We start from the raw sequence: 23607 nt of genomic DNA, 5'->3' as shown, positions 1-23607 counted from the left end.
GATAGACTTACATGAACTACTGGTAGGATGTGAGGCGTGGGTGAGGTGGTGAAGCGGGCGTACAAGTACCGCTTCTATCCGACCCCGCTGCAGGCTGAGCAGTTGAACCGCACCTTCGGGTGTGTGCGCAAGGTCTACAACCTGGCGCTGGATGCGCGGACCCGTGCGTGGGCGGTGCACGGGCAGCGCAGCACCTATGTGCAGTCGTCGGCGTGGTTGACCGAGTGGAAGCGCACCGAGGATCTGACGTTTCTCAATGAGGTCAGTTCCGTGCCGTTGCAGCAGGCGCTGCGGCATCTGCAAGCCGGGTTCGCGGCGTTTTGGGGTAAGCGGTCGCGTTACCCGCGTTTCAAGTCCAAGCGCAGATCCCGGGCGTCGGCGGAGTACACCCGCTCGGCGTTCCGCTGGCGTGACGGACAGCTCACCCTGGCCAAGATGGACGCGCCGCTGACCATCGTGTGGTCCCGGGCACTGCCCGACGGCGCCGAGCCGTCCACGGTCACGGTGTCCCGCGACGCGGCCGGTCGGTGGTTCATCTCCCTGCTGGTCGAGGATCCCACCGTGACGCCGCTCCCGCCGGTCGGCACGGCGGTGGGGGTGGACGCGGGCATCACCAGTCTGCTCACCCTGTCCACCGGGGAGAAGATCACCAACCCGCGTCATGAGCGCGCTGACCGGCGCAAGTTGGCCAAGGCGCAACGGAACCTGTCCCGTAAGGTCAAGGACTCCGCCAACCGGGCCAAAGCTCGCGTGGCGGTGGCCCGGATTCATGCCCGTATCGGCGATCGGCGGCGGGATCACCTGCACAAGCTGTCGACTCGACTCGTCCGTGAGAATCAAACGGTCGTGATCGAGGATCTCAGTGTGCGCAATATGCTGCGCAACCACTCGCTGGCCCGCGCCATTTCCGACGCGGCGTGGACGCAACTGCGCAGCATGATCGAGTACAAGGCCGCCTGGTATGGGCGGACGGTGATCGCCGTTGACCGCTGGTATCCGAGCACGAAGACCTGTTCTGCGTGCGGGCGGATCAACACGGCCATGGCTCTTGGCGTTCGTGTCTGGACGTGTCCCGGCTGCGGCGCCGTGCATGACCGGGACGTCAACGCCGCGAAGAACATTCTCGCCGCCGGGCTGGCGGAGAGGTAAAACGCCTGTGGAGGGACGGTAAGACCCGACCCGCGAAAGCGGTGAAGGCGCGGCCCGGTGAAACAGGAACCCCCTCGGGCGACCGAGGGAATCCCCGCCCTTCAGGGCGATGGAGGATGTCAACTAGGCCACGCCGGACAGGTACTCCCTGCGTCGCTGCGGTTCAAACTTTTCGATCGCGTAGCGCAGCATGACCCGCGGCATGACTGGGTAGCGTCGGGCCAGGAACTCCTCCTCCGCCGCTCTGTCACGGTTGCCTACCTCGCGCAGCATCCAGCCCACCGCCTTCTGGACGAGGTCGTGTGGGTCGCGCAGGAGCCGTTCACTGAGGCGGAAGGTCCACTGGAAGTCACCGGCCTTGATGAAGGCGAAAGTTGCCATGATGGCGATGCGCCGGTCCCACACCAGGCTCGACTCGGCCAACCGGTCCAGGACGCTCCGGTCCTTGTCGATCAGCCAAGGGCCGACGATGTACGGCGCCGATGAGTCCACCAGGTCCCAGTTGTTGATGCGGCCGGTGTTGGCCAGGATGATGCCGAAGATCCGGCCGCGTTCCTCCTCATCTGCCTTGGTGAACTTGCGCACCAGGATGAACAGCGACGTCAGCCGCTCCTCATGCACGCCGCTGCTCAGCAGCTTCGCCGTTTCGGCCAGCGAGAGCTCGCGCCAGTAGCGGGCGGCCACCTTGCGCTGTTCCGGCACAGAGACACCGATGGTCTTGTCGCCCTCGCCATACCCGCCCGGGACCATCTGCAGAAACTGGCTCGATGCCGCCGCTCGACGTGGGTCGGCGAGGCTGGCGAGTTCGTGACGGACGTCGGCGGTCGTGGCCATGACTGTGCAACCTACCGCGACCGCCAGTGGCTGCGGTGCTGCATCCGAAGAGGACTGCTCGCCGTGCGCTTGAGTGCCCTGCGTCGTCCCACGGTTGGTTGACCGGCGGCGCAGTGGCGGAAACCTCCGACGGTCGGATCGCTAGGCGAAGACATCTTTCATCTCCATCGATGGTCCGCTATATTCCGTCCATCGTTGATCTCTTCGGTTCCCCATGAGAGGTGCATATGTTCGATGACGTGGCGCTACGGCGGCGTACCCTGCTGGCGGCCCTCGCTGGTGCTGCGGCCGCCCCCATCTTCGGGGGAGCCGCGCATGCCGCGTTGCCCAAGATTTATATCGACCCCGGCCACGGCGGCACCGACTCTGGGGCGGTCGGCAACGGGTTGCAGGAGAAGGCCCTGACGCTCGACATCTCCCTGCAACTGCGCAGTATCCTGCTGGCCAGCTGGAACGTCGACGTCCGCATGTCCCGGACGACCGACATCACTCGCAGCCTGGCCTACCGCACCGACGACGCCAACGCCTGGGGTGCCAACCTCTTCGTGAGTGTGCACATCAACTCCGGGGGCGGCACCGGCTTCGAGAGCTACCGGTACCCGACGGCGGACGCCGCCACCGTCAATCTGCACAACGCGTTGCACCCGAAGGTGATCGCCGGCATGCGGTCGGTCGGTTCGGTCACCGACCGGGGGCTGAAGACGGCCAACTTCCACGTGCTGCGCGAGACGAACATGCCCGCGGTGCTCACCGAGAATCTCTTCATCGACACCTTGGCCGACGCGAACCTGCTCAAACGGGCCGACTTCATCACCGCCACCGCCCGCGCGCACGCTCAGGGCATCGCCAGCTATCTGGGGCTGGGCAGCACCCCCCCGCCCACCTTCAGCGTCATCGTGGACAACGCCACCGCAGGGCGGTTCACGGCGAGCACCAACTGGGGGACCTCGAGCTACTCCAGCCAGCGCTACGGCGCTGACTACCGCTTCGCCGACCCCACCCCCGCCAGCGACGCCGCCTGGTTCAAGGTCGACATCCCGGCGGCCGGAAACTACCGGATCGAGGTACGGCACCCGGCCGATCCGGGGTACAACAGCTCGACCCCGTACGTCATCGCCACCGCCTCGGGCACCCAGACGGTCAACGTGGACCAGCGTGCCAACGGTGGCGTCTGGCGTTCGCTCGGCACCTTTTCGCTCGCTGCCGGCGACCGCAACCTGGTCGCGGTGAGTCGGTGGACCAGCGCCGCCGGCTACGTCGTGGCCGACGCCGTCCGGGTCACCCGGGTCTAGCGCGCCGCGGAGCCACAGGGAGAGTCGGCTGCACGATTCCTTCCGGCGGCCGTGGAGACAGGTCAGATGCTCTGACCGGTCTCCACGGCTTTTCTCCGTCAGGCCCTGGCGGCCCTGCGCGCAGTAGTACTTGTCAGCGAGGTCGATCACCACCCGACTGCCAACGACGTCGGGCGCTGGTCTTCGTTGATCGGCCCCTTGGGCGGCGCCGTGATCGCCACGTCGGACGCGGCGGTCGGTCAGGCTTCGCGATAGGGCCGCCGGTTGGTAGCGACAGGGCGAGAGCCGGTGCTGACCTGCGCCGAAGATATGATCAGGTTGTGCCCTTCTGCCGTACTTATCCAGCCGGCCGGCCACCGCAGGCGTCGGTATCGGCATGCGGCGCGCGCTCTCATCCGGGGCGCGGCTTTGTTCGGGCACGTTAGGGAGGTTGTGCGGTGAGTGGCGCGAACGTCAGACGAGTAGTGGTGGGTTACGACGGGTCTCCGGCCGCGAGCTCTGCGATCGAAGCCGGGGGGCTGTTGTTTCCTGGGGCTCACGCATGGATCGCGCATCTGTGGACGCCTCCGTTCGCCAGCGAGGAGTTGCGGCGGCGGCTGTGGACGGGTACCCGCAACATCAATGTGTATGTGCAGGCGGTCGAGCGTGAGGGCGGCCGCGAGGCCGATCGCTTGACATCGATGGGCGTGATGCTGGCCGGGGCTGCCGGCTGGGACGCTGAGCCTCTCGTGTGCCGCAGCTACGGCGGGGAAGGGCTGCAGCTGGCTGAGGCGGCCGACGAGAAGCAGGCCGATGTGCTGCTGATCGGCTCTCGAGGGCTGGGCGGCGCGCGGGCGGTGCTCGGCAGCGTGTCGGACATGGCCGTGCACTACAGCCCGCGTCCTGTGCTGGTGGTGCCACACCCGCTGTTGACCGACGAACATGCCGCGCTCGCCGACGGGCCGATCGTGGTCGGCTGGGACTCCTCGGCAAGCGCCGAGGCTGCGCTCACCACCGCCCGGCGGCTCTTCCCCGAACGTGATGTCGTTCTGGTCTCTGTCGAGAGCGACGGCGACAGCGACAGCGAGAAGAGCCCTGCGGTGGCGGCGCCCGGCGATCAGCACGTGACTACCGTCCGTGTGCGCGCTGGAGCTGGGGCCCCCGGGCGGGCCGTGGCCGACGCGCTGGCCGCGGTCGCAGCGGACCGAAAGGCGAGCCTGCTCGTGGTCGGCTCGCGCGGACGTTCGGCCGTGCGCAAGATTCTGCTGGGCAGCGTCGCCATGGCCACCCTGCACCGCGCCCACCGGCCCGTCCTGGTGGTCCCTGAGGTTCCTGCCAACGAAGCTGACTAGGGCACCTGCGCCTAGGGTGCTGTCACGACACGCCAGCCCCGGCGGCCAGGCTCTGCCGGTGCCGACGGCTGCGCGTCAGTGCCTTGACGACTTCACCGGCGATCAGGATCGTTGACCCGACAGCAGCGCAGGCCAGCCACTGGCCTGCGCTGAGGTCGGTCGTGGTGAACAGTCCGTTCAGCACGTCGAGTTCCACGACCAGCACGAGCAGGGCCACCACTACGCCGGTGGCGACGAAGGCAGACCGGTTGCGCAGCGTTTCCCGTGAGAACACGCTGCGGGTGAAGCTGCGGACGTTGAGCAGGTTGAACACCTGGAAGAAGACGAACGTCACGAACGCCATGGTGCCGGCGATCGTGGCGTGCGCCGCCGCCGGGGCGGGCCCGGGCGCCAACTGCAGCACCGCGACCGTTCCCGCAGCCATCACGGCCGCGGCCAGCACGATCCGACCCATTCGCTGCCGGTTGAGGATGTGTTCCCCCGCAGGCCGTGGTGGTCGGCGCATCGCGTCCGGGCTGACCGGGTCGACACCCAACGACATGGCGGGAGGACCGTCCATGACGAGGTTGACGAACAGGATTTGCAGAGCGGTGAAGGGTGCCCCGCCGGCGATGCCGGTCACCGACGCGACGAGGAAGGTGATCACGAATGCGAACGCGGTGGACACCTGAAATCGGGTGAAGTTGACGATGTTGTCGTAGATGCCCCGCCCGCCGTGAACGGCGCGGACGATCGTGGCGAAGTTGTCGTCGGTGAGGATCATGGTGGAGGCTTCCTTGGCCACCTCCGTGCCGGTGACGCCCATCGCCACGCCGATGTCGGCGGCCCGCAACGCGGGGGCGTCGTTGACGCCGTCGCCGGTCATGGCGACCACGCTGCCGGTGTTCTGCAGTGCCTGCACGATCCGGATCTTGTGGGCCGGGGACACACGGGCGATGACGCCGATGTCGGCCAGGTAGTCGGCGAGGTCGTCGTCGCCGATGCGGTCCAGGTCCCTGCCGGTGACGGCTCTGCCCTGGATGCCGAGATTCTCGGCGATGGCCGCTGCCGTGACGGCGTGGTCGCCGGTGATCATCCGGACTCGGATGCCGGCGTCGCGGCAGGCGGCGATCGCGTCGCGGGCCTCCGGGCGTGGCGGATCGACGATTCCCACCAGCGCCAGCAGCACCACACGATCGAGTAGTTTCCGCAGGTCTGCTGCGGCATCGAAGTCCGCCGCCGGCAGGTCCTGCACACCGATCGCGAGTACTCGCAGTCCGCGCCGTGCAAGGTCCGCGTTGGCCTCGCCGTATCGCACCCGCGCGTCGTCGTCGAAGGCGACGACGTGCTCCCCGTCAAGGTGCCGGTCGGCGCGTTCGGCGAGGACGTCCGGCGCGCCCTTGATGAAGGCCCGGACGATTTCCTCTCCGTTCTCGCCGGTCCAGAGGTGGAAGGTGATCATGTATTTCTGATCGGCGTCGAACGGCACCTCGGCGAGTCGGGGACGTTGCGCGCGCAGGCGCGCGACATCGACGTCACCCTTCTCCGCGAGCACCACCAGGGCGCCCTCCGTGGGGTCACCGACCAGCGCATCGTCCCGCAGCACCGCGTCACTGCACAGCGCCATCGCGGTGAGCGCGTCCTTCAGCCCACCCGGCCCGACGCCGCCGTCGGTGGTCTGGATCTGCCCGTCGGTGCGGTAACCCTCACCAGAGACGGTGAACGGCCGGCCCGCGAAGACCATTTCCCGCGCCGTCATCTCGTTCAACGTCAACGTGCCGGTCTTGTCCGTGCAGATCTCCGACGTGCTGCCCAGCGTCTCCACCGACGCCAGCCGCTTGATGATCGCTCCGCGGCGGGCGAGACGGCCGGTTCCCATCGCCAGGGTGAACGCCACGACCGCCGGCAGTCCCTCGGGAATGGTCGCCACTGCGAGCGAGACCGCGGTGACGAAAAGCTCGTGGAACTGCTGCCCTCGCGCCAGTCCGAGGCCGAACACGATGGCGATGACGATGCCGGCGGTCACCGCCAATGTGCGACCGAGGGCGTTGATCTGCCGTTGCAGCGGGGTCAGACCGGCCCGGGCCTCGTGCAACAACCCGGCTACCCGACCGATTTCCGTATCCATCCCCGTGGCAGTGACGACTGCCTCGCCACGACCGCGGGTCGCCATTGTGTTCATGAACAACAACGTGACGCGATCACCCAGCGCGGCGTCCGGCCGCACGTCGGCCTCCGCCTTCTTCGTCACGGGTTGCGCCTCGCCGGTCAGGGAGGACTCCTGCACCTCCAGCGAAATCGCCTGCAGCAACCGCGCGTCGGCCGGCATCCGGTCGCCCGCCTCGACCACGACCACGTCACCCGGCACCAGCTCTTCGGCGTTGACCCGAAGCAGTCGACCGTCCCGGCGCACGGTCGCCGCCGTCACGAGCATCCGTCTGAGCGCCTCCAGCGATGCCTCCGCCCGAGACTCCTGCACGAACCCGATCGTCGCGTTGAGCAACACCACGACGGCGATCGCCGCCGGTGTCTCCCACTCCCTGCTGACCAGCAGGCTCACCACGGCCGCCACCAGCAGAATCACGATGAGCAGGTCCTGGAACTGCCGGAGGAGAGCCCTCCACCACGGCTCCCTGGGTGCCTCGGCGAGGCGGTTGAGCCCGTACTGACTCCGCCGCCGCTCGACCTCCAGCGCGGTCAACCCGTACGGTGGCTCGACCGCGAAGGCCGTGGCGACGCCGTCTGCTGCGACGGCGTGCCAGGCGACCGGATCGCCCGAGCCGGTCTTGGTCATGCGGCCATCACTACCACTGATCACCCGACCATCCTTTCCGACCAGGTCTGCGGCTGCCCGCATGACAGGACGAGATCGGCGTCACCGTCGGTGCTATGGCAGCTGGCCGGCCACCGCCGAGGTGTCGACGGTCTGCGCGGTCTCCAGCCGCGGGGCGTGCGGCAGGTCCGCGTGCGTCGGGTCGGCCACGCCGAGCCGCATGGCGAGGTACGGGAAGCCCAGGCCGGACAGCATTCGCCGCAGCGTCTGGCGGGTGCCGTCGACCTCCACCACGCCGGAGAGCGGCACCAGGGACACCCCGAGCCGGGTGGCCGTGAGCCAGGCGGCGGAGAGCCCTTCGCCGGCGCGCAGCCAGCTGTCCGGTTCGTCCTCGCTGCCCCAGAGGATCCCGTAGACGGCGGCCTGGTCGTGGCCGGAGCCGACCGGCAGGGTGCCCGCGCGGCCGAAGTCGCGCACCGGGACGGTGGTCTGTGGCGCCTGTTCGGGCAGCACCTCCGGCGGCAGCCCGGTGCCGGCGCCGGCGCGGCTGGTCCAGTACGCCAGCTCCTCGCGCAGCCCAGGGCTGGCCGCCTCGACAGCGGCGGCCTGCTGGGCAGCGCTGGCCAGCTCGAGCTTCTGGGTGTCGTCGAGGACCTGGAGGTTCGCGCCCTCGCGGGTGGCCGCCCGTTCGATCTCACCGAGCGTCGCCGGGGGAATCTGCTCGTCACTGACCGGGCGGCGGTCGGTGTGCCGCACCTCAATGGCCTGGACCAGACGCGTGGCGTCCGGGTCGGCGCCGGTGTGGTGGAAGCTGGTGAGCCGGGCCAGCAGGTCGGACTGGGCGGGGTCGGGCAGCCGCTCCACGACCGGTGTCCAGCCCTTGGCGGCCAGCGCCACCCGGGCGTGGTGCAGCGCGGCGCCGCAGCTGATCGCCTGCAGCCGGCCCTCAGGGTCCGTCGTGCTGAGCTGGCGGTCGTGGACCACCCGCAGCTCCAGCGCGTCGGGGAGGACCGTCCAGCGCCACGGCTGGGTGTTGTGCACCGAGGGTGCGTGGCCGGCCATTCCGGCGGCTTCCGCGAGCGCGGTGGTCAGCGGGTGATCGGTAGCCGGCGTCTCGTGGCTCATCGTCAGACCCCTTCGTCTCTTCGAATGATCACCCTACGCAGGCTAGTCAGGGGTGCTGCGGGCGTGTCCGTGCGGACCGACCAGCGATGCGACAGGCGGTCGCCGGTGGCCGTCCCGTTTGCTGCGCAGGCCCGCGACGATCAGCCGGCGTCCAGCACGTCGCGCAGCCTTGCCGCGAACTCCTCGGGCTTGCCGGCGTAACCGAACTGACCACCGAGGAAGCCTCCGTGGTGGCTCGGGAACACCGTGGCCTCCTGGCCGAGCAACGCCGCAGTGCACAGGGCTGTACGCGCGGTGTACGTTCCCGCCGACTCTTCGCCGACCGCGATCACGATCCGGGTCGGTACTGCGGTGAGCACGCTCGCGTCGGGGCGGTAGTCGCTGATCGCCCACGAGTTCTTCGACAGCAGCGGGTCGTCGCGGGTGCCGTCGTCGTCGGTCGACATGCCGAACATCGCCGGGTCGGGCGTGGGCTGGGCGAAGTAGGCCGCGGTGAACTCGCCCTGCCAGGAAGTCATCGCGATGAAGGCGGCCATACCTGCGCTGGTGCCCTTCGCCTGGTACGCCTCGTAGAAGGCAGCCCGGGCGCGCTCGGCGGCCGTGGCGTCGGGGAGCACAGCGTTGATCGGCGGCTCGTGCGCCACCAGTGTGACGACGTCGCCGGGGTGCGTCGCGACCAGTTCGAGTGCGGTCACCGCACCGCCGCTGCTGGCGAACACGTCAACCGGGCCGGCACCGAGCGCCTCGATCAGCAGGTGCAGGTCGGCCGCCTGACGCTGCGGGGTGTGGTCGGACCGGCCGTCCGTGCGGATGCTGCGGCCCAGGCCGCGCGGGTCGTAGGTGACGACTGTGCGGTCCGTGAAGTGTTCGGCGAGCGCCTCGAAGCCCTCGGCCGTCATCGGCTGGCCGATCATGAGCAGCGCGGGGGATCCGCCAGACGGGGGTAGCGGGCCGCGGACGTCGTAGACCAGGTCGGCGCCGGGTACCGAGAGGGTGTGCGTCTGCGTTTTCGTCATGCTGGTGAGACTACGGCCGGCGGGAACGGATCGGCGTGCTATGTGTGCGGGTCGCAGCGCGGCATTCAAATGGCGCCGCTCGGTCAGTAGACGATGCGGCTGAGGATGCTCAGGTTGTCTGCTTCCAGGACTTCGAGCCGGACGAGAGAGCCGCCGGGGTGATCGAAGAGCCGGACGCCGTCGCCAAGGAGTACCGGTGTGATGTAGACGAGGATCTCGTCGAGTGCGCCAATCTCGATGCATTGGCGGGCGACGTTGGCGCCGAGTACGCTGACCAGCTTCTCCCCGGCGGCCTCTTTGGCCATGGATATGGCCTTGTCGAGATTGTCGACGAAGGTAACGCCGGGTTCGGAGACTTCCGGTAGGTGGTGGGTGAGCACAATGGACGGCCCGAAGTACTGCCCGTCGTAGCCGCCTTCCTTGTCGGTGCCGGCGTTCGGGTCGTCGCCACGGTAGGTGCGGTTCCCGGTGAGTACCGCGCCGACCTGCGCTACGAGAGGGTTCGTGGTTTCAGTTTCGGTTGTGTCAGTGGGGGTGTCGTCGGATTGGCTGCTGAGCCAGGACATGTCGCCGTTTGGGCCGGCGATAAAGCCGTCGAGAGACATGGCGCACTGGTACTGCAGCTTGCTCATCTCGTGGCCCACCCGTTGCTGAGTTGGTCGATTGTTCGATCAATGTACCCGCCGTTCGGTGGGCGTGAGGGTCAGGCGCTGCGGAAGGTGCGACGGTAGGCGTCCGGAGGTACACCGACGGTGCGGTTGAAGTGTCGGCGTAGCGTCGTGGCGGTTCCCATACCGGCCGCCTGAGCGATGGCGTCGATGCTGTTGTCGGTGTTCTCCAGCAGTTCCTGTGCCCGGCGGATCCGCTGCGTTGACAGCCAGTGCAGTGGGGTGGTGCCGGTTACCGATTTGAAGTGGCGGGCCAGGTTTCGCGAACTCATATTCGCCTGGCGAGCCAGGTCCTCCACGGTCAGCGGACGGTTCAGCCGCTCCATCGCCCAGGGAAGAAGGTGGGCGAGGGGATGGTCGTCGCGGCCGGGCACCGGGGTGGTGACGAACTGGGCCTGGCCGCCGGCGCGGTGCGGCGGGACGACCAGGCGGCGGGCGACGGCGTTGGCGACCGTCGAGCCGTGGTCGCGGCGGATCAGGTGCAGGCACAGGTCGATCGCGGCGGCCTTGCCGGCAGAGGCGAGCACGTTGCCGTTGTCGACGTAGAGCACGTCCGGGTCGACCTTCACCCGGGGATAGCGGGCGGCCAGCGCTTCGGTGTGGGCCCAGTGCGTGGTCGCGTGCAGCCCGTCCAGCACCCCGGCTGCGGCCAGCACGAACGCACCGGTACACAGCGAGACCATCCGAGCGCCCGCCTCGTGGGCCGTGCGGACGGCGTCGAGCAGGTCGGATGGCACGTCCGCGTCGATGTCTTCCACGGCAGGGATGATCACGGTGTCGGCGCGGGCGAGTCGGTCCAACCCGTCGTCAGGGTCGACATGGAATGTGCCGATCCGGACCGGGCCGGGGCCGCAGACCACGAGGTCGTACCACGGGTCTGCCAGGCCGGAGGGGTCGCGGACGAAGACCTCGCAGGCCATGGCGAGCTCGAAGTGCAGCATCCCCTCGGTGGCGGCGAGCGCGATAGTGGCCATGTCCGAAATTGTACGGGGCATGGCGTTCCAGACACTCGTCCGAGTCGGGCGCTGCTGACAGGCTCTCTTCAGTCGATCTTTCGAAAAGCATGGAGGAACCGCAGATGGGTTCGGGTCAGACCGTGGCGGTATTCGGTGCGTACGGACACACCGGGCGGTTCGTGGTGACGGAGTTGCGCGATCGCGGGTACGTCCCGCTTCTCCTCGGTCGCGACGCGGGCAAGCTCCAGGCGCTGGCGGCGTCGCATCCGGGGCTCGAGTACCGGGTGGCGTCGGTAGACGATCCGGCCTCGCTCGACCAGGCATTGAGGGGTGCGGCCGCGGTCATCAACTGCGCCGGCCCGTTCGCCTCGACGGCGGCGCCGGTGATCGAGGCCGCCCTGCGGACCGGGGTCCCGTACGTGGACGTGGCGGCCGAGATCGAGGCGAACCTCGACACGTTCACGCACTTCACCGACCGCGCTCAGGCCGCGGGCGTCGCGGTGGTCCCGGCGATGGCCTTCTTCGGCGGACTCGGCGATCTGCTGGTCACGACGGCGATGGGCGATTGGGTCGCGGCCGACGAGGCGCACGTCGCGTACGGCCTGAGCAGTTGGCACCCTACGGCCGGGACCCTCGCCTCCGGCACCGTCTCCCGGCAACGGCGCGATGGCCAACGTGTCCGCTACACCGGTGGCCGGCTGGAGTATTACCTCGACGAGCGCGACCTGCCGATTCTGGAGTGGGACTTCCCCGCTCCGATGGGCACCCGGACGGTCCTCGGTGAGTTCGCGATGGCCGATGTCGTCACCGTCCCCAGCCACCTGTCCATCCCCGAGGTGCGCACGTACATGACCACCGACGCGGCCAAGGACCTGGCCGCGCGAGACACACCCGCACCGGCTGCGGTCGACAAGCGCGGCCGGTCCGCGCAGACGTTCACCGTGGACGTCATCGTGCGCTCCGGCGACACGCAGCGACGCGTCGTCGCCAGCGGCCAGGACATCTACGCCATCAGCGCACCGCTGGCGGTGGAAGCGGTCCATCGCATTCTCGGCAGTCAGACGAGGGTGAGCGGCGTCGCTTCCGCTGGCGAGATCTTCGACGCGCCCGACTTCCTCCGCGCGCTGTCCGCGTACATCTCGCTCGAACCGCGCCAGGAGTCTCGCGTGCCACAGTTCGCCTGACCGCCCAGCGGCGTGATGCGGGCCCGCCCCCGTTCGGGGCGGGCCCGCACTGTTCTGCTATGGATGCGCGCCGTGCGAGGTCAGCTGAGCCAGAAGCCGCAGTTGTGGTCCGCCGAGAAGGTGTTGATCACGCGGCTCGCTCCGCCGGTGCGCAGCTGCAGCACGTTCTCGTCACCGTAGGTCGGCCACGCCGGGGCACCCCGGTAGTTCGGGTTCCCGTTGTGGGCGAAGGCGCCCCAGTACCGCATCATCTGGTCCGACAGCCGCTCCTGCTGCGCGGTCAGGGGCCGCTCCCCGAGGGTGAAGTCGAACAGGTAGGCGAGCTCGCCGCTGTGTCCGTTGGAGACGTCCTCACCCGGGACGCGGAACCCGTAGAGGGTCGGCGAGGTCGGGTCGTTGAACTCGTAGCGGTAGAGCGGGGTCTTGGTCGAGATCACCTGAGCGGCCCGTTCGGTGAGGCACGCGCGCCCGGCGTCGGTGTGCACCTGGGTGATGGCGTCCCACGGGCTCTTGAACTTGCTCAGCGGGTACAGCTCGAGGACGCGGTCGGCCTTGTCGCCGTACTCGCGCTTGATCGTGTCGACGTAGCCCTGCGCGGTGATTCCGGCGAGGGCGGTCTCGGTGAGACGGTTCTCGGAGCGCGTGGTGCCGGTCATCACCGGCACCTTGTTCCAGGTGCCGTCGGCGAGCGCGTCGGGGAACGACTTGGGGAGCAGCGAGCCGCCCACCTTCGAGTTGCCGAGGTAGTTCGCCTGGTTGGCGATGAGCTTCGCGGGCCACGCCGCGCGCAGGCAGTTCACGACGGTGGCGGCATCGGTGCAACCCACCGACTCGGCGAATCCGACGCCCCGCTGCTCACCGGCCGCGAGCGTGTTCCGGGTGGCCAGGCACTGCTGGCTCTGCACGATCGCCTTGTGGAACAGCCCCTTGGCCGCCGGCATGGCCAGCATGTCGCAGACGGCCTGTCCACCGGCGGACTGACCGTAGATCGTCACGTTGTTCCGGTCGCCGCCGAAGTTGGCGATGTTGTCGCGGACCCACTGGGCAGACGCCAGCTGGTCCATCCGGCCGTAGTTGCCGGAGCCGCCGTTCGTGACCGCGCTGAGTGCGGGGTGGGCCAGGAAGCCGAGCGCCCCGAGGCGGTAGTTGACCGAGACGATGATGGTGTCAGTCTTGTCGGCCATCGTTCCGCCGCCGTAGATGACGCCGGTGCCCTGGGTGTGACCCCCGCCGTGGAACCAGACCATGACCGGCAGCTTGGCGTTCTTCGCGACGTTGCGCGGCCGGTAGACGTCCAGGTAGAGGCAGTCCTCGCTGACCGCCTGCTCCTCGCGGATGCCGGTCGGCTCGAACTGCAGGCACGCCGGGGACTGCCGATCCGCCGACCGGATTCCCCGCCACGACTCCGGCGCGGCCGGAGCGGCGAACCGGAGGTCGCGTACGGGAGGCGCCGCGTACGGCAGCCCGAGGAACTGGTCGAACTGGGGCGTCGCGACGCCACGGACGAGCCCGCTCTGGCTCTGCACGACGGGGTCACCGCCGCGTCCGTCACCCTTGCCGTCCGCCTGAGCGACGGCGCCGACACCCGCGCCGAGCAGCAGCACGGGAGCGACCACGGCCGCCGCCCAGGTGGCCAGGCGACGCTTGGAGAGAGGTCTCACGTAACACTCCATTTCGGTTGGACTGAGGGGTTCCGCGCAGCGGCGGCTCGCCGGCTGCGCTCCTTCCCGGGATCCGCGATGTGGTGCCGAGACACCACATCGCGGACCTTGCTGACGTCGTCAGACAGCGGGACTGACCGCGTCCCACAGGGAGCAGTTGTGCGAGCTGTCGATCTGGGCGTGGGTGGCCCGCTGGGCGCTGGGGGCCGCGAACTGCAGGAGGTCACCCTGCGGGGCGTACCGGGGCCAGGTCGGCGCGAACCGCACGTTCGGGTTGCCGTCCCGAGCGAAGCTGCCCCAGTAGCTGATCATCTGGTTGGACAGGTCGACCTGCTCGGTGCTGAAGGGCAGGGCGGTGCCCAGGTAGTCCCAGAGGTAGCCGAGGTCGTTGACGTGGGTGGCACCGAACGGATAGTCGGTGTTGAGGCGCCAGATCGAGACGAAGGCCGGACCGTTCTTCTCGGCGAACTCGTAGGCGTACGTCTTGGTGTTCGTCGCCAACCGGTCGCGCAGCGTCTGGTCCCGGCACGCGCGCTGGTCGCTCTGGATCGCACCCCAGGTGACGGTGGGCGACTTGTAGTTCGCCACCGGGTAGGCGGCACGGATCTGGTCGGCACCGTTCGGGTACGTGGTGGAGATCAGGGTGTTGAGCTGTTCGTTGGTGAGCGGCTTGTCGAGGTAGTCGTAGGCGGCGAAGACACTCTGCTGCGACTCGTCGGAGGTGCCACCGACCAGGACCGGCAGATCGGTCAGCTTGCCGGTCTTCATCAGGTCGATCGGGTCGGTCGGCACGACGCGAGTGCCGGCGACAGCGCCCGACTGACGGACCTTGGCCTGTGCCGCGAGGATCTCGGTGGGGCTCTTCGAGCGAAGGCAGTCGACCTGGCCCGCGCCTGTCGGGCAGCCGAGTTCGGTGCTGAACTGCTCGCCGCTCTGCCGGGCCGCCGGCAACGTCCGAAGAGGGCTGCCGCCTCCGCTCTGGAGGATGGCGCGGTCGAAGAGACCTCGCGCGGAGGGCGAGGCGAGCTGCACCGCCGTGTTGCCGGCGCCCGCGGACTGCCCTGCGACGGTGACGTTGTTGGGGTTGCCGCCGAAGGCCTTGATGTTCTTCTGCACCCAGCGCATTGCCGCCTGCTGGTCCAGGATCGCGAAGTTGCCGGCCGAGCCGTCGCGGTTGTCCGCCTCAAGAGCCGGATTCACGAGGTAGCCCATGGCGCCGATCCGGTAGTTGATCGTGACGTAGACGACGTCCTCTCGCGTCACGAACTTGTCCGGGTTGGTGTCGCGCCCGGCCCCGGCGGTGTTGCCGCCGCCATGGATCCAGAAGAAGACCGGGAGGTTCTTCTTCGAGGCGTCGCTGGGGCGGTACACGTTGAGGTAGAGGCAGTCCTCGGTCAGCGTGGGCTTGTCATATCCGGGGTCCCATCCGGTGCCCTGCACGCAGGAGGCGCCGAACTGCGTCGCGTCCCTGGTGCCCTTCCACTTGGCGGCCGGCTGCGGCGCCTTCCAGCGGAGGTCGCCGGTCGGCGGCGCGGCGAAGGGGATGCCCTTGAAGGAGGTCACCATGCTCTTGGCCGCACCCTGGACCGCGCCCTTGTCGGTCTGGACGACGGGGGACTGGCCGGGGTAGCTGCTGGCGCCACGCGAGGGGCTGGCGAAGTTCGCCACGGCGGGCAGGCCCGCGGTGGCGGTCAGCGCAACGATCGCTGCGGCTGACATCCCCGCCACCCATCGAGCGGTCGGTCGGATTCTCATCGGTGGTCGTACCTCCCTTTTTTGCGGCAGGGGAGGTCCCCGGCTCGCACCGGGTCCGGTGCCGCAGTTGGTCGTGGACGGGGGAGTCCACGTTGAACGGGAGGTGCATCCGGTTGACGGGTGCACCGGCCCGTGAAGGAGGCCAGGCGACGGTTCAGGCGAGTACCGGGCAAGGAGCCGGAGTGGAACGGTCGCGACGCTGGCGCTTCCCCCGGCCGGCCGAGGACGGAGGAAGACTTTGTTGTGGGGCAGAACATATCCTCTGCCAGGGGACTTCGCAACACGTGGGAAACATGAGTGTCGCGGACATGGTGCAGCCGTAACCTACCCGCTACCAGCCGGCGGTCGCGGCGGGCAGCTGTCCCGCCCGGGCAAGCGCGACCGCGCCGAGCATCTCGGCCCGCTCCCCGAGCGCACCAGGAAGCAACTGCACGGCCTGGGCCATGACGCTCGGCATGCGGTGGTCGATCGCATCGCGCATGCCGGTGAGAAACGGCTCTGCGGCCGCACCGAGCATTCCGTCCACGATGATCGCTTCCGGGCTGAGCATCACGCAGACGTCGGCGAGCGCCCGTCCGAAGCCCCGACCGAGGTCGGCCAGGATGCGCCGGGTGCCCACCTCGCCTGCGGCGGCAAGCCCGCGGATGTCCGCGGCGCTCAACGGTCGCGGATACGTTGAGCGGCCGATCGATTCCATGAAGCCGCCATAGGTTGCCGCGAGGCAGCCGCGACTCCCGCAAAGGCACCATCGTCCGTTGCGGACCACCTGTACGTGCGCCAGTTCCCCAGCCAGCCCGCGCGCACCCCGATGCAGCCGACCACCGAGGATCAGCCCGGCACCGACCCCCTCGACCAGCTTGATGTAGATGAAGTCGTCCAGGCCGCGCCCCGCGCCAGCGGTCGCCTCGCCCAGCGCTGCGAGGTTGGCGTAGTTCTCCGCCATCGCCGGGATGCCGAGTCGTTCGGTGACGGTGGGTACCGGGTCCGACCGAAACCACCCGAAGAGCTTCTCCAGCTCGGGTACGGCCTTGCGGGTTGCGTCGGGCACCTGGCCGAATACCGCCCCCACCCCTTGCTCGAAGGCTGCCGGAACGCCGATGACGGCAAAGCCTGCCTGCTCTGGCGTCGACCCCGTCTCGGCGAACGCCTCCGCGAGCAGGCCGAGCCCTTGGTCGGTCAGGCGTTGCTGGTCGCGATCCCCGTGGATGTCGATCGCCCGGTAGGCGGCAAGGGTGCCATCCCAGCCGACCGCCGCGGCCCGGATCGTGGTGTGGCTGAAGGAGAGGACGGCAACCAGGCCGCCTGGGTCCGCCAACGCAAGTCCACTCGCGGGCCGGCCGCGACCCTGGTGCCGCCGTCCCGCGTCGGCGGTGTGTTCGACCACCATGCCCCGTTGCAGGAGGCGATTGGCAATGCCGGTCACCGTCGTCTTCGGCAGGCCGGTCGTGGCGCTCAACTCCGCACGGCTGAGAACGACTCCGCCCCGTAGGGCGGCGAGGACCAGCCGCTCGTTGCCAGTGGTGCCGTGGCTCGGAATGACGGGGACATCAGGCGGCGTCACGACGTGACCATACCGTTTTTAAGACGAAAATGGTTCTAATACTTGCCGTTGACCAAGCAACTTGCCGCAGATAGCCTCGATTACGGCTCACTTAGAACGAGATGAGCCAAAAGGTGCTCCGGTCGGCCGAGCCGGACGCCGATCGGCGAACAGGACTGGGACGTGGCCACGTCGCGGACCTGCCAGCCGGCCGGCTGTGGGATCGCGGCCAGCTGTGGTGGAACTCTGGCGAGTGCGCAGCTGGCTGCACCCGCAGTCGGGGTTTCCTGAGTGCCGGCGGTCCTTCCTGGACAGGATCGCGACGGACCGTGGCGCACAGTCTCGGGCCCGTGATCGAGTGCCGGAGATGGCGGCGGGGGTTATCCTGCACGTCGTGACGCACGAACGTGAACTGGACTCACCTGTCGATCTGTGCCAGTCGAACGGGCGGCTCAATCCGGCGGCGGTCGGCTGGACCCGCCGTCCCCTGCACACCGCGAACCTGCGCGGCTGGGGCCGTACCAAGCGGTGGGAGTACTGGGGCATCGTCACGCCCCAGCACATCGTCGGGCTGGTCGCCTCGTCGCTCGACTACGCCGGTGTGCACGGCGTCTACGTGCTCGACCGGGACACCGGCGTCGAGACGAAGGCCGACGTGGTGGTGCCGCTGGCGCGCGGGACGGTGCTACCGCCGCAGAGCGGTGTCGGCGAGGCTCGTGCGCGGGGTAACGGGCTGGCGATCCGGATCGCTCAGCGTCCGGACGGCACCACCATCTCGGCGAGCGCCCCTGGCGTACGGCTGGAGGTGGACGTACCGTTGCCGGCCGGTCACGAGTCACTCGGCGTGGTCGTGCCGTGGAGCCGCACCCAGTTCCAGTACACGGTCAAGGACGTCGGCCGCCCTGTTCTCGGCATCCTGGAGCTGCACGGCCAGGCGTACGAGATCGGTGGGCCGGACGCGTTCGCCGTGCTGGACCACGGTCGCGGCAGGTGGCCGTACTCGATCACATGGAACTGGGCCGCCGGCGCGGCACCGGGACGTGCGATCCAGCTCGGCGGTCAGTGGACCGACGGCACCGGCGTCACCGAGAACGGCCTGTTCGTCGACGGCCGGCTACACAAGATCGGCGACGAGCTGCGCTGGACCTACGACCGGTCGGACTGGCTACGCCCGTGGCGGATCAGCGGGGAACGGGTCGAGGCCGAGTTCCAGCCGTTCCACGAGAAGGTGGCCCGCACCAACCTCGGTGTCGTCGGGAACGAGACGCACCAGTGCTTCGGGCACTTCTCCGGCTGGGCGAAGACGGACGACGGGACGAAGGTGAGTCTCGACGGGCTCGTCGGCTGGGCCGAGGAGGCGCGCAACCGCTGGTAACTCCGGTCAGAGACGGAGTTGCCGGTTCACCTCGGCCACCAGTTCGGCCGGCAGTTTGAGCAACCGGCGGTCGTAGGTGAGCAGACCGTTGACCTCGTCCTCAACATCGGACAGTTGGGTGTAGACGGTGGCGCTCAGGCCATCGGCGATCGCCGGGGCGATCTGCTCGGCGTGCAGGCGGCGGAAAGCCGCACCGAGCGACGCCTCGTCGCGGAAACGGCGGTAGCCGAACTCGCGATCGGTCGTGGTGTGCCCGCTGACGGCGAGGCTGTAGCCGCCGTACTCGGACAACACCAGCACCCGGCGGTCACGCCCGCGCCGCGGCACCCGGAAGCGGCGGAAGTAGACGTGCAGGCTGCGCAGGTCTCCGCCGCCCCGGTCGTGCCAACCGCTGGCGTGGTCGACGCTGCGCGTCGGGTCCAGCGCGGCGAGCTCGGCGGCGATCGCGGCCGCGTCGAACTGGCCCCAGCCCTCGTTGAACGGCACCCACACCGCGATGCTGACGACGTTGCGCAGGTGCTCGACGGTGTCGTGCAGCTCGGCGCGGAACTGGTCGCGCCCGGCGTCGTCGTCGCGGGCGAACAACCGCCGGTGACGGTCGTTCAGCCGGAGCGGGCTGACCGCGGGTGCGGTGACCACCAGTGGCCGATAACGGCCACCGCCGTTGACCATGTCCTGCCAGACCAGCATGCCGAGGCGATCGCAGTGGTGGTACCAGCGCGCTGGCTCGATCTTGATGTGCTTGCGGAGCATGGTGAAGCCGAGCCGCTTCATGGTGGCGATGTCGTGGACCATCGCCTCGTCGGACGGAGCCGTGTACCAGCCGTCGGACCAGTAGCCCTGGTCGAGGATGCCGGCGTGGAAATACGGAGCGCCGTTGAGCAGCAGCCGTGGTGTGCCGTCCGGGCCGGGGCCGACGCCGAACGAGCGCATGCCGACGTAGCCGCGGACCCGGTCGTCGCCCAGGTCCACGATCACACCGTAGAGGTACGGGTCCTCGGGGCTCCACCGTCGCGCCTGGGGGATGGGAACGCGTACCGGCTGTCCGGCAGGTGCCTGCGCCACGCCCACCACGTCGTCGCCGGCCAGGATCGTCACCGTCGCGTCGGGCGCGTCCGGGCCGGCGTGGACCGTCACATCGAGGCAGCCCTCGCCGAGCAGCGGGGTCAGGGTGAGCCGCCGTACGTGCAGCGCGGGCACGCACTCGACCCACACGGTCTGCCAGATCCCGGACTGCGGGCTGTACCAGATTCCGCCGCGGCGGAGCCGCTGCTTGCCGCGCGAGTGGTGGTCGGTGTCGGTGCCGTCCCGTACCGCGACGACCAGAGTGTTGTCACCGTCGCGCAGCGCGTCGGTGATGTCGCAGTGGAACGGCAGGTAGCCCCCGGTGTGCCCGCCCACCAGCGTGCCGTTGACGAACACCTCGCAGGTCTGGTCGACGGCTCCGAAGTGGAGCAGCACCCGCGCCGACGGATCGGGTCGGAACCCGTCGGGCAGCCGTAACATCCGGCGGTACCACAGCGTCTGGCCTGGTAGGAGTTGTCGGCCGACGCCCGACAGCGGCGTCTCCGGCGAGAACGGCACGATGATCTCGCCGTCGTACTCGTCCGGTTGCCGGCCGCTGTCGGTGATCGCGTACTGCCAGCGGCCGTTGAGATTGAGGTAGCTGTCGCGGACCATCTGCGGGCGTGGATACTCCGGCAACGGCCGGTCGGGGTCGAGCCCCTCGCCCCACGGGGTCAGCAGCGGCCGGGTCATGCTCGCGCCGCCGAGCCGTACCGCCGGCGGCGCAGCGTGAGCACCGGTACGAGAATGAGGGCGAGCACCGCCAGCGCGGCCAGGAAGATGTTCGGCGTCGGCACCTGTTTGACCACGCCCAGGTCGGCGTAGGTCTCACCGGCGCCGGTGATGACCGCCGCACCGAGATAAGGCCCGATGAGCATCGGCACCAGGATCGCGAAGATCATGCGCAGGCCCTGCACGTGACCGGCGCGCTCCGGCGGTGAGAAGTCCCGTACCAGCGCCCCGATCGGGGCCAGCACCAGCATGAACCCGGACATCATGAGCAGCCCGGCGGCGATCGCCTGGCCCGTGCCGCGAGCCAGGTACATCGCGAGCAGGCCGGCCGCGTACACGCCGACGGCGGGCAGGAGGAAGCTGACCCGGCCCACCCGGTCGATGAACCGGCCCACGATGACGCTCACCAGGGATGCGCCGAGCAGCACGACACCGAGCACGAGGGCGTAGCCGTCGATGTCGAGGTAGCGCTGCACGTAGATGATCAGGTACGGCAGGAAGACCTGGGTCGACACACCCCAGATCGACCACGCGGCCAGCGCCAGGTACAGCCCGGGGTTGGCGCGTACGGTCGCCGGGCGCAACCCGTGCAGCACAGAGCCGAGCAGGCGCTCGCCACGACGGACGGGCACGGGCTCGTCGCGTACCAGGAACCAGGCCAGCACCCCGACCATCGCGATGATCCCACCGACGATCAGGAAGAACGTCCGCCACTGGCCGGCCCGGGTGAGACCGTCGAACCCGCCGAAGACGGCGAGCATGGCCAGCAGCGGCATCACGGCCAGCACGGACTCCACACGACCCCGGTTCGCCGGCCGGGTCACGTCCGTCACCCAGGCCTGGAACCCGGCGTCGTTGGCGCCGGAGCCGAGAAACGACATCAGGCAGTCCAGCGCGATCACGGCGATCACGGCCAGCAGCACCGCGTCGGCTGCCGGCGCCAGTGTGGCCACGCCATCCACGGTGAGCAGGCCGAACGCCGCCGTGGTGGCACCCCACACGACGTAGCCCACGGCGATGAAGACCCGGCGGCGGCCGGACCGGTCGGAGATCGCACCGATCAGCAGCGTGGCCACGGTGGCGGCCAGCGCGCTCGCCGCGACCATGGTGGCGATGGCATTGGGGTCGTCGGTGATGGTGTCGTAGACGAACACGTTGAGGTACATGTTCTCGACCGTCCAGGCCAGTTGGCCGACGAAGCCGAGCAGCACCAGCGAGGTCCAGGCCCGCCTGCCGAGCCGCTCGCCGTCGCGGCCCGCGGCGGAGTGCGTCGCGGGGCCGGTCACGGTGGGTACGGACACAGCGCACCCTCCTGACAGGCCGGACCGGGGCGGCCCGAAGGTGAGACGGATTCTACATATGCTGCCTCAATCCTGACGGGGGCTGATCCCCGCCACGGTCAGGCCCAGCAGTCGAGCCGCTTCGGCGGCGGTCCGGGTGGTGTTCCGTTGCCAGGGCAATGCCGGTGACCAGCGTGCGGACGCGGTGACGGCGCTCAGCCACTCCAGAAGTGCGGCCCGGGTGTCGGCCCTGCTGGTCACGTCGCGGGCGAGGGCGCACAGGGCCTCGACCCGTTCCCGGAAGACCGCCTCCAGCAACGCGCAACGCCTTCGGCCCACCGCCTGACTCCCGCCTGACGCGGCCAGAATCCGTTGGGGTCTGGCATCTTCGCCTCTCGCTACCGGGCTTACGCCTCCCTAGGCTGCCTTTCGATACGGCATTCCGGAAAAGGTGACAGGACTGAGATCGTGCTTCGCTATGTCATGCCAGTCGTCATTGGGCTGGTCTACGTCGGGCTCAATTCCTTCGTTCCCGAGCCGCACCGGCGTCGTCTGAATGCACTCATCGTTACGGGCGCTGGCGCCGCCTACATCAGCGGCGGCGGATTCGGCCTGTGGGAATTGGCCTTCTGCGCCCTGCTGGTGGCGGTGGGCTACGCCGCGCTCAACTCCTACACCCTCATCGGCATCGGGTGGCTTCTGCACACCGCCTGGGACGTCATGCACCACCGCCGCGGCACCCCGCTCATCCCGTCGTTGCACGACTCGTCGTTCGGCTGCGCCATCTGCGATCCCGTCATCGCCCTATGGTGCTTCGTGGGCGGCCCGTCGATCAAAGACCTCTACCACCGTTTCAGCCGCCGCCGCGCCGCCGATGCGGGCAGACCCGCGCAACCCGTCACCGTGACGCCCTAGCTGGCTAGATTTCGGCCATGCACACCGTGGCAGTGCTCGCTCTCGACAGCGTCGTCCCGTTCGACCTCGCCACCCCGATGGAGGTGTTCCACCGCACCCGTCTGCACGACGGCCGCGCCGCTTACCAGGTCCGGATCTGCGCCGTGACGCCGAAGGTCACCACCGGCGCGTTCAGCATCGCGGTGCCGTGGGGACTGGACATCCTCGTCAAGGCCGACACCATCATCGTGCCGGGCGTCGCCGACCCCACCGCCGCAGCACCCGCCGAGGCCCTCGACGCGTTACGGACCGCCGCAGCCAACGGCACCCGCATCGCGTCGATCTGCGGCGGCGCGTTCACCCTGGCCGCCACCGGCCTGCTCGACGGACTCCGCGCCACCACGCACTGGATCGCCACCGACCAGCTCGCCACCCAGTACCCGCAGATCCAGGTCGACCCGAACGTCCTCTACGTCGACAATGGCCAGTTCCTGACCTCCGCCGGCGCCGCGGCCGGACTCGACCTGTGCCTGCACATGATCCGGCGCGACTACGGCGCCACCGTGGCAGCCGACGCCGCCCGCCTGTCCGTCATGCCGCTGGAACGCGCTGGCGGACAGGCCCAGTTCATCGTGCACGAACCGCCCACCCCTGACGGGGTCACCCTGGAGCCGCTGCTGTCCTGGATGCGGAACAACGCACGACGCGAACTGACCCTCGCCGACATCGCTCAGCACGCCGGCATGAGCACCCGCACCCTGAACCGCCGATTCCGAGACCAGACCGGCACCACGCCTCTGCAGTGGCTGCACCGCGTGCGCGTCCACCAGGCGCAGCACCTCCTGGAGGCCACGGCCCATCCCATCGACCGCGTCGCGGCCCAGGTCGGATTCGGCTCCGCCACCGCTTTTCGGGACCGCTTCAAACTCATCACCGGTACCAGCCCGCAGGCCTACCGCCGCGCGTTCCGCAGTACCTGACCGGCGGCGGGCCGTGAC

Annotated in this window: 19 protein-coding genes; 7 read left to right on the top strand and 12 right to left on the bottom strand. The window is 69.1% G+C overall.

Going from position 1 to position 23607, the window contains the following annotated elements; translation table 11 throughout:
* Nucleotides 1-36 precede the first annotated feature (36 nt).
* Nucleotides 37-1149 carry an RNA-guided endonuclease InsQ/TnpB family protein gene (locus ACFY29_RS03770; RefSeq protein ID WP_386983164.1) on the top strand — a complete coding sequence of 371 codons (1113 nt, stop codon included), beginning with the start codon at nt 37-39 and terminating at the stop codon, nt 1147-1149.
* A gap of 123 nt (nt 1150-1272) precedes the next feature.
* Here ACFY29_RS03770 and ACFY29_RS03765 read toward each other — a convergent pair whose 3' ends face one another.
* A complete protein-coding gene (locus ACFY29_RS03765) occupies nt 1273-1983 on the bottom strand; it encodes a DNA alkylation repair protein (RefSeq protein WP_386983162.1) in 711 nt (236 codons plus the stop codon).
* 227 nt (nt 1984-2210) lie between these two features.
* Here ACFY29_RS03765 and ACFY29_RS03760 point away from each other — a divergent pair, with 227 nt between their 5' ends.
* Nucleotides 2211-3275, top strand: coding sequence for an N-acetylmuramoyl-L-alanine amidase (locus tag ACFY29_RS03760; protein WP_386983160.1), 1065 nt, complete (start codon nt 2211-2213; stop codon nt 3273-3275).
* 437 nt (nt 3276-3712) lie between these two features.
* Nucleotides 3713-4606 carry a universal stress protein gene (locus tag ACFY29_RS03755; RefSeq protein ID WP_328418076.1) on the top strand — a complete coding sequence of 298 codons (894 nt, stop codon included), beginning with the start codon at nt 3713-3715 and terminating at the stop codon, nt 4604-4606.
* A 22-nt stretch (nt 4607-4628) separates the two neighbouring features.
* Here the strand turns inward: ACFY29_RS03755 and ACFY29_RS03750 are convergent, their stop codons facing one another.
* From ACFY29_RS03750 to ACFY29_RS03730, 5 genes are all read right to left on the bottom strand, one after another.
* Nucleotides 4629-7379 carry a cation-translocating P-type ATPase gene (locus ACFY29_RS03750; protein WP_386983158.1) on the bottom strand — a complete coding sequence of 917 codons (2751 nt, stop codon included), beginning with the start codon at nt 7377-7379 and terminating at the stop codon, nt 4629-4631.
* Between the two features lie 93 nt (nt 7380-7472).
* Nucleotides 7473-8483, bottom strand: a complete 1011-nt coding sequence (locus ACFY29_RS03745; RefSeq protein WP_386983156.1) for an Acg family FMN-binding oxidoreductase — start codon at nt 8481-8483, stop codon at nt 7473-7475.
* 140 nt (nt 8484-8623) lie between these two features.
* Nucleotides 8624-9499 (bottom strand): alpha/beta fold hydrolase, encoded by an 876-nt coding sequence (locus ACFY29_RS03740; RefSeq protein WP_386983154.1) that lies wholly within the window; start codon nt 9497-9499, stop codon nt 8624-8626.
* A gap of 83 nt (nt 9500-9582) precedes the next feature.
* A complete protein-coding gene (locus ACFY29_RS03735) occupies nt 9583-10131 on the bottom strand; it encodes a dihydrofolate reductase family protein (protein ID WP_386983152.1) in 549 nt (182 codons plus the stop codon).
* 71 nt (nt 10132-10202) lie between these two features.
* The gene (locus ACFY29_RS03730; RefSeq protein ID WP_386983150.1) at nt 10203-11141 is read right to left on the bottom strand and encodes a helix-turn-helix domain-containing protein; all 939 of its coding nucleotides are present in this window, start codon (nt 11139-11141) and stop codon (nt 10203-10205) included.
* Between the two features lie 104 nt (nt 11142-11245).
* On the opposite strand from ACFY29_RS03730, the gene ACFY29_RS03725 reads away from it, so the two are divergent.
* The gene (locus ACFY29_RS03725; protein WP_386983148.1) at nt 11246-12307 is read left to right on the top strand and encodes a saccharopine dehydrogenase family protein; all 1062 of its coding nucleotides are present in this window, start codon (nt 11246-11248) and stop codon (nt 12305-12307) included.
* Between the two features lie 80 nt (nt 12308-12387).
* Here ACFY29_RS03725 and ACFY29_RS03720 read toward each other — a convergent pair whose 3' ends face one another.
* The 3 genes from ACFY29_RS03720 to ACFY29_RS03710 form a co-directional block, all read right to left on the bottom strand.
* The gene (locus tag ACFY29_RS03720; protein ID WP_386983147.1) at nt 12388-13968 is read right to left on the bottom strand and encodes a carboxylesterase/lipase family protein; all 1581 of its coding nucleotides are present in this window, start codon (nt 13966-13968) and stop codon (nt 12388-12390) included.
* Nucleotides 13969-14088: 120 nt separating this feature from the next.
* Complete coding sequence (locus tag ACFY29_RS03715) at nt 14089-15687, bottom strand: carboxylesterase/lipase family protein (RefSeq protein ID WP_386983146.1); 1599 nt, start codon at nt 15685-15687, stop codon at nt 14089-14091.
* A 367-nt stretch (nt 15688-16054) separates the two neighbouring features.
* Nucleotides 16055-17284 carry an ROK family transcriptional regulator gene (locus tag ACFY29_RS03710; protein WP_386983145.1) on the bottom strand — a complete coding sequence of 410 codons (1230 nt, stop codon included), beginning with the start codon at nt 17282-17284 and terminating at the stop codon, nt 16055-16057.
* A 373-nt stretch (nt 17285-17657) separates the two neighbouring features.
* Between ACFY29_RS03710 and ACFY29_RS03705 the strand changes: the two genes are divergently transcribed.
* Nucleotides 17658-18638: a DUF2804 domain-containing protein gene (locus tag ACFY29_RS03705; RefSeq protein ID WP_386983143.1), complete on the top strand. Its 981-nt coding sequence runs from the start codon at nt 17658-17660 to the stop codon at nt 18636-18638.
* A 6-nt stretch (nt 18639-18644) separates the two neighbouring features.
* Here the strand turns inward: ACFY29_RS03705 and ACFY29_RS03700 are convergent, their stop codons facing one another.
* From ACFY29_RS03700 to ACFY29_RS03690, 3 genes are all read right to left on the bottom strand, one after another.
* On the bottom strand, nt 18645-20396 hold the full coding sequence (locus ACFY29_RS03700; protein WP_386983141.1) for a glycoside hydrolase family 2 protein: 1752 nt from the start codon (nt 20394-20396) through the stop codon (nt 18645-18647).
* Nucleotides 20393-21736 (bottom strand): MFS transporter, encoded by a 1344-nt coding sequence (locus ACFY29_RS03695; RefSeq protein WP_386983139.1) that lies wholly within the window; start codon nt 21734-21736, stop codon nt 20393-20395. The genes ACFY29_RS03700 and ACFY29_RS03695 overlap by 4 nt, the downstream gene beginning before the upstream one ends.
* Nucleotides 21737-21802: 66 nt before the next feature.
* Nucleotides 21803-22054 (bottom strand): hypothetical protein, encoded by a 252-nt coding sequence (locus ACFY29_RS03690; protein ID WP_386983137.1) that lies wholly within the window; start codon nt 22052-22054, stop codon nt 21803-21805.
* A 129-nt stretch (nt 22055-22183) separates the two neighbouring features.
* Between ACFY29_RS03690 and ACFY29_RS03685 the strand changes: the two genes are divergently transcribed.
* Entirely contained in the window at nt 22184-22630 is a 447-nt protein-coding gene (locus tag ACFY29_RS03685; protein ID WP_386983135.1) for a DUF6010 family protein, read from the top strand.
* Nucleotides 22631-22647: 17 nt separating this feature from the next.
* Nucleotides 22648-23589 (top strand): GlxA family transcriptional regulator, encoded by a 942-nt coding sequence (locus ACFY29_RS03680; protein WP_386983133.1) that lies wholly within the window; start codon nt 22648-22650, stop codon nt 23587-23589.
* Nucleotides 23590-23607: the final 18 nt, after the last annotated feature.

The organism is Micromonospora sp. NPDC000668 (assembly GCF_042897975.1).
Lineage (GTDB): Bacteria > Actinomycetota > Actinomycetes > Mycobacteriales > Micromonosporaceae > Micromonospora.
Note: the sequence above shows the minus strand (reverse complement) of the source record. Positions and strands in the feature narration are given on the sequence as shown.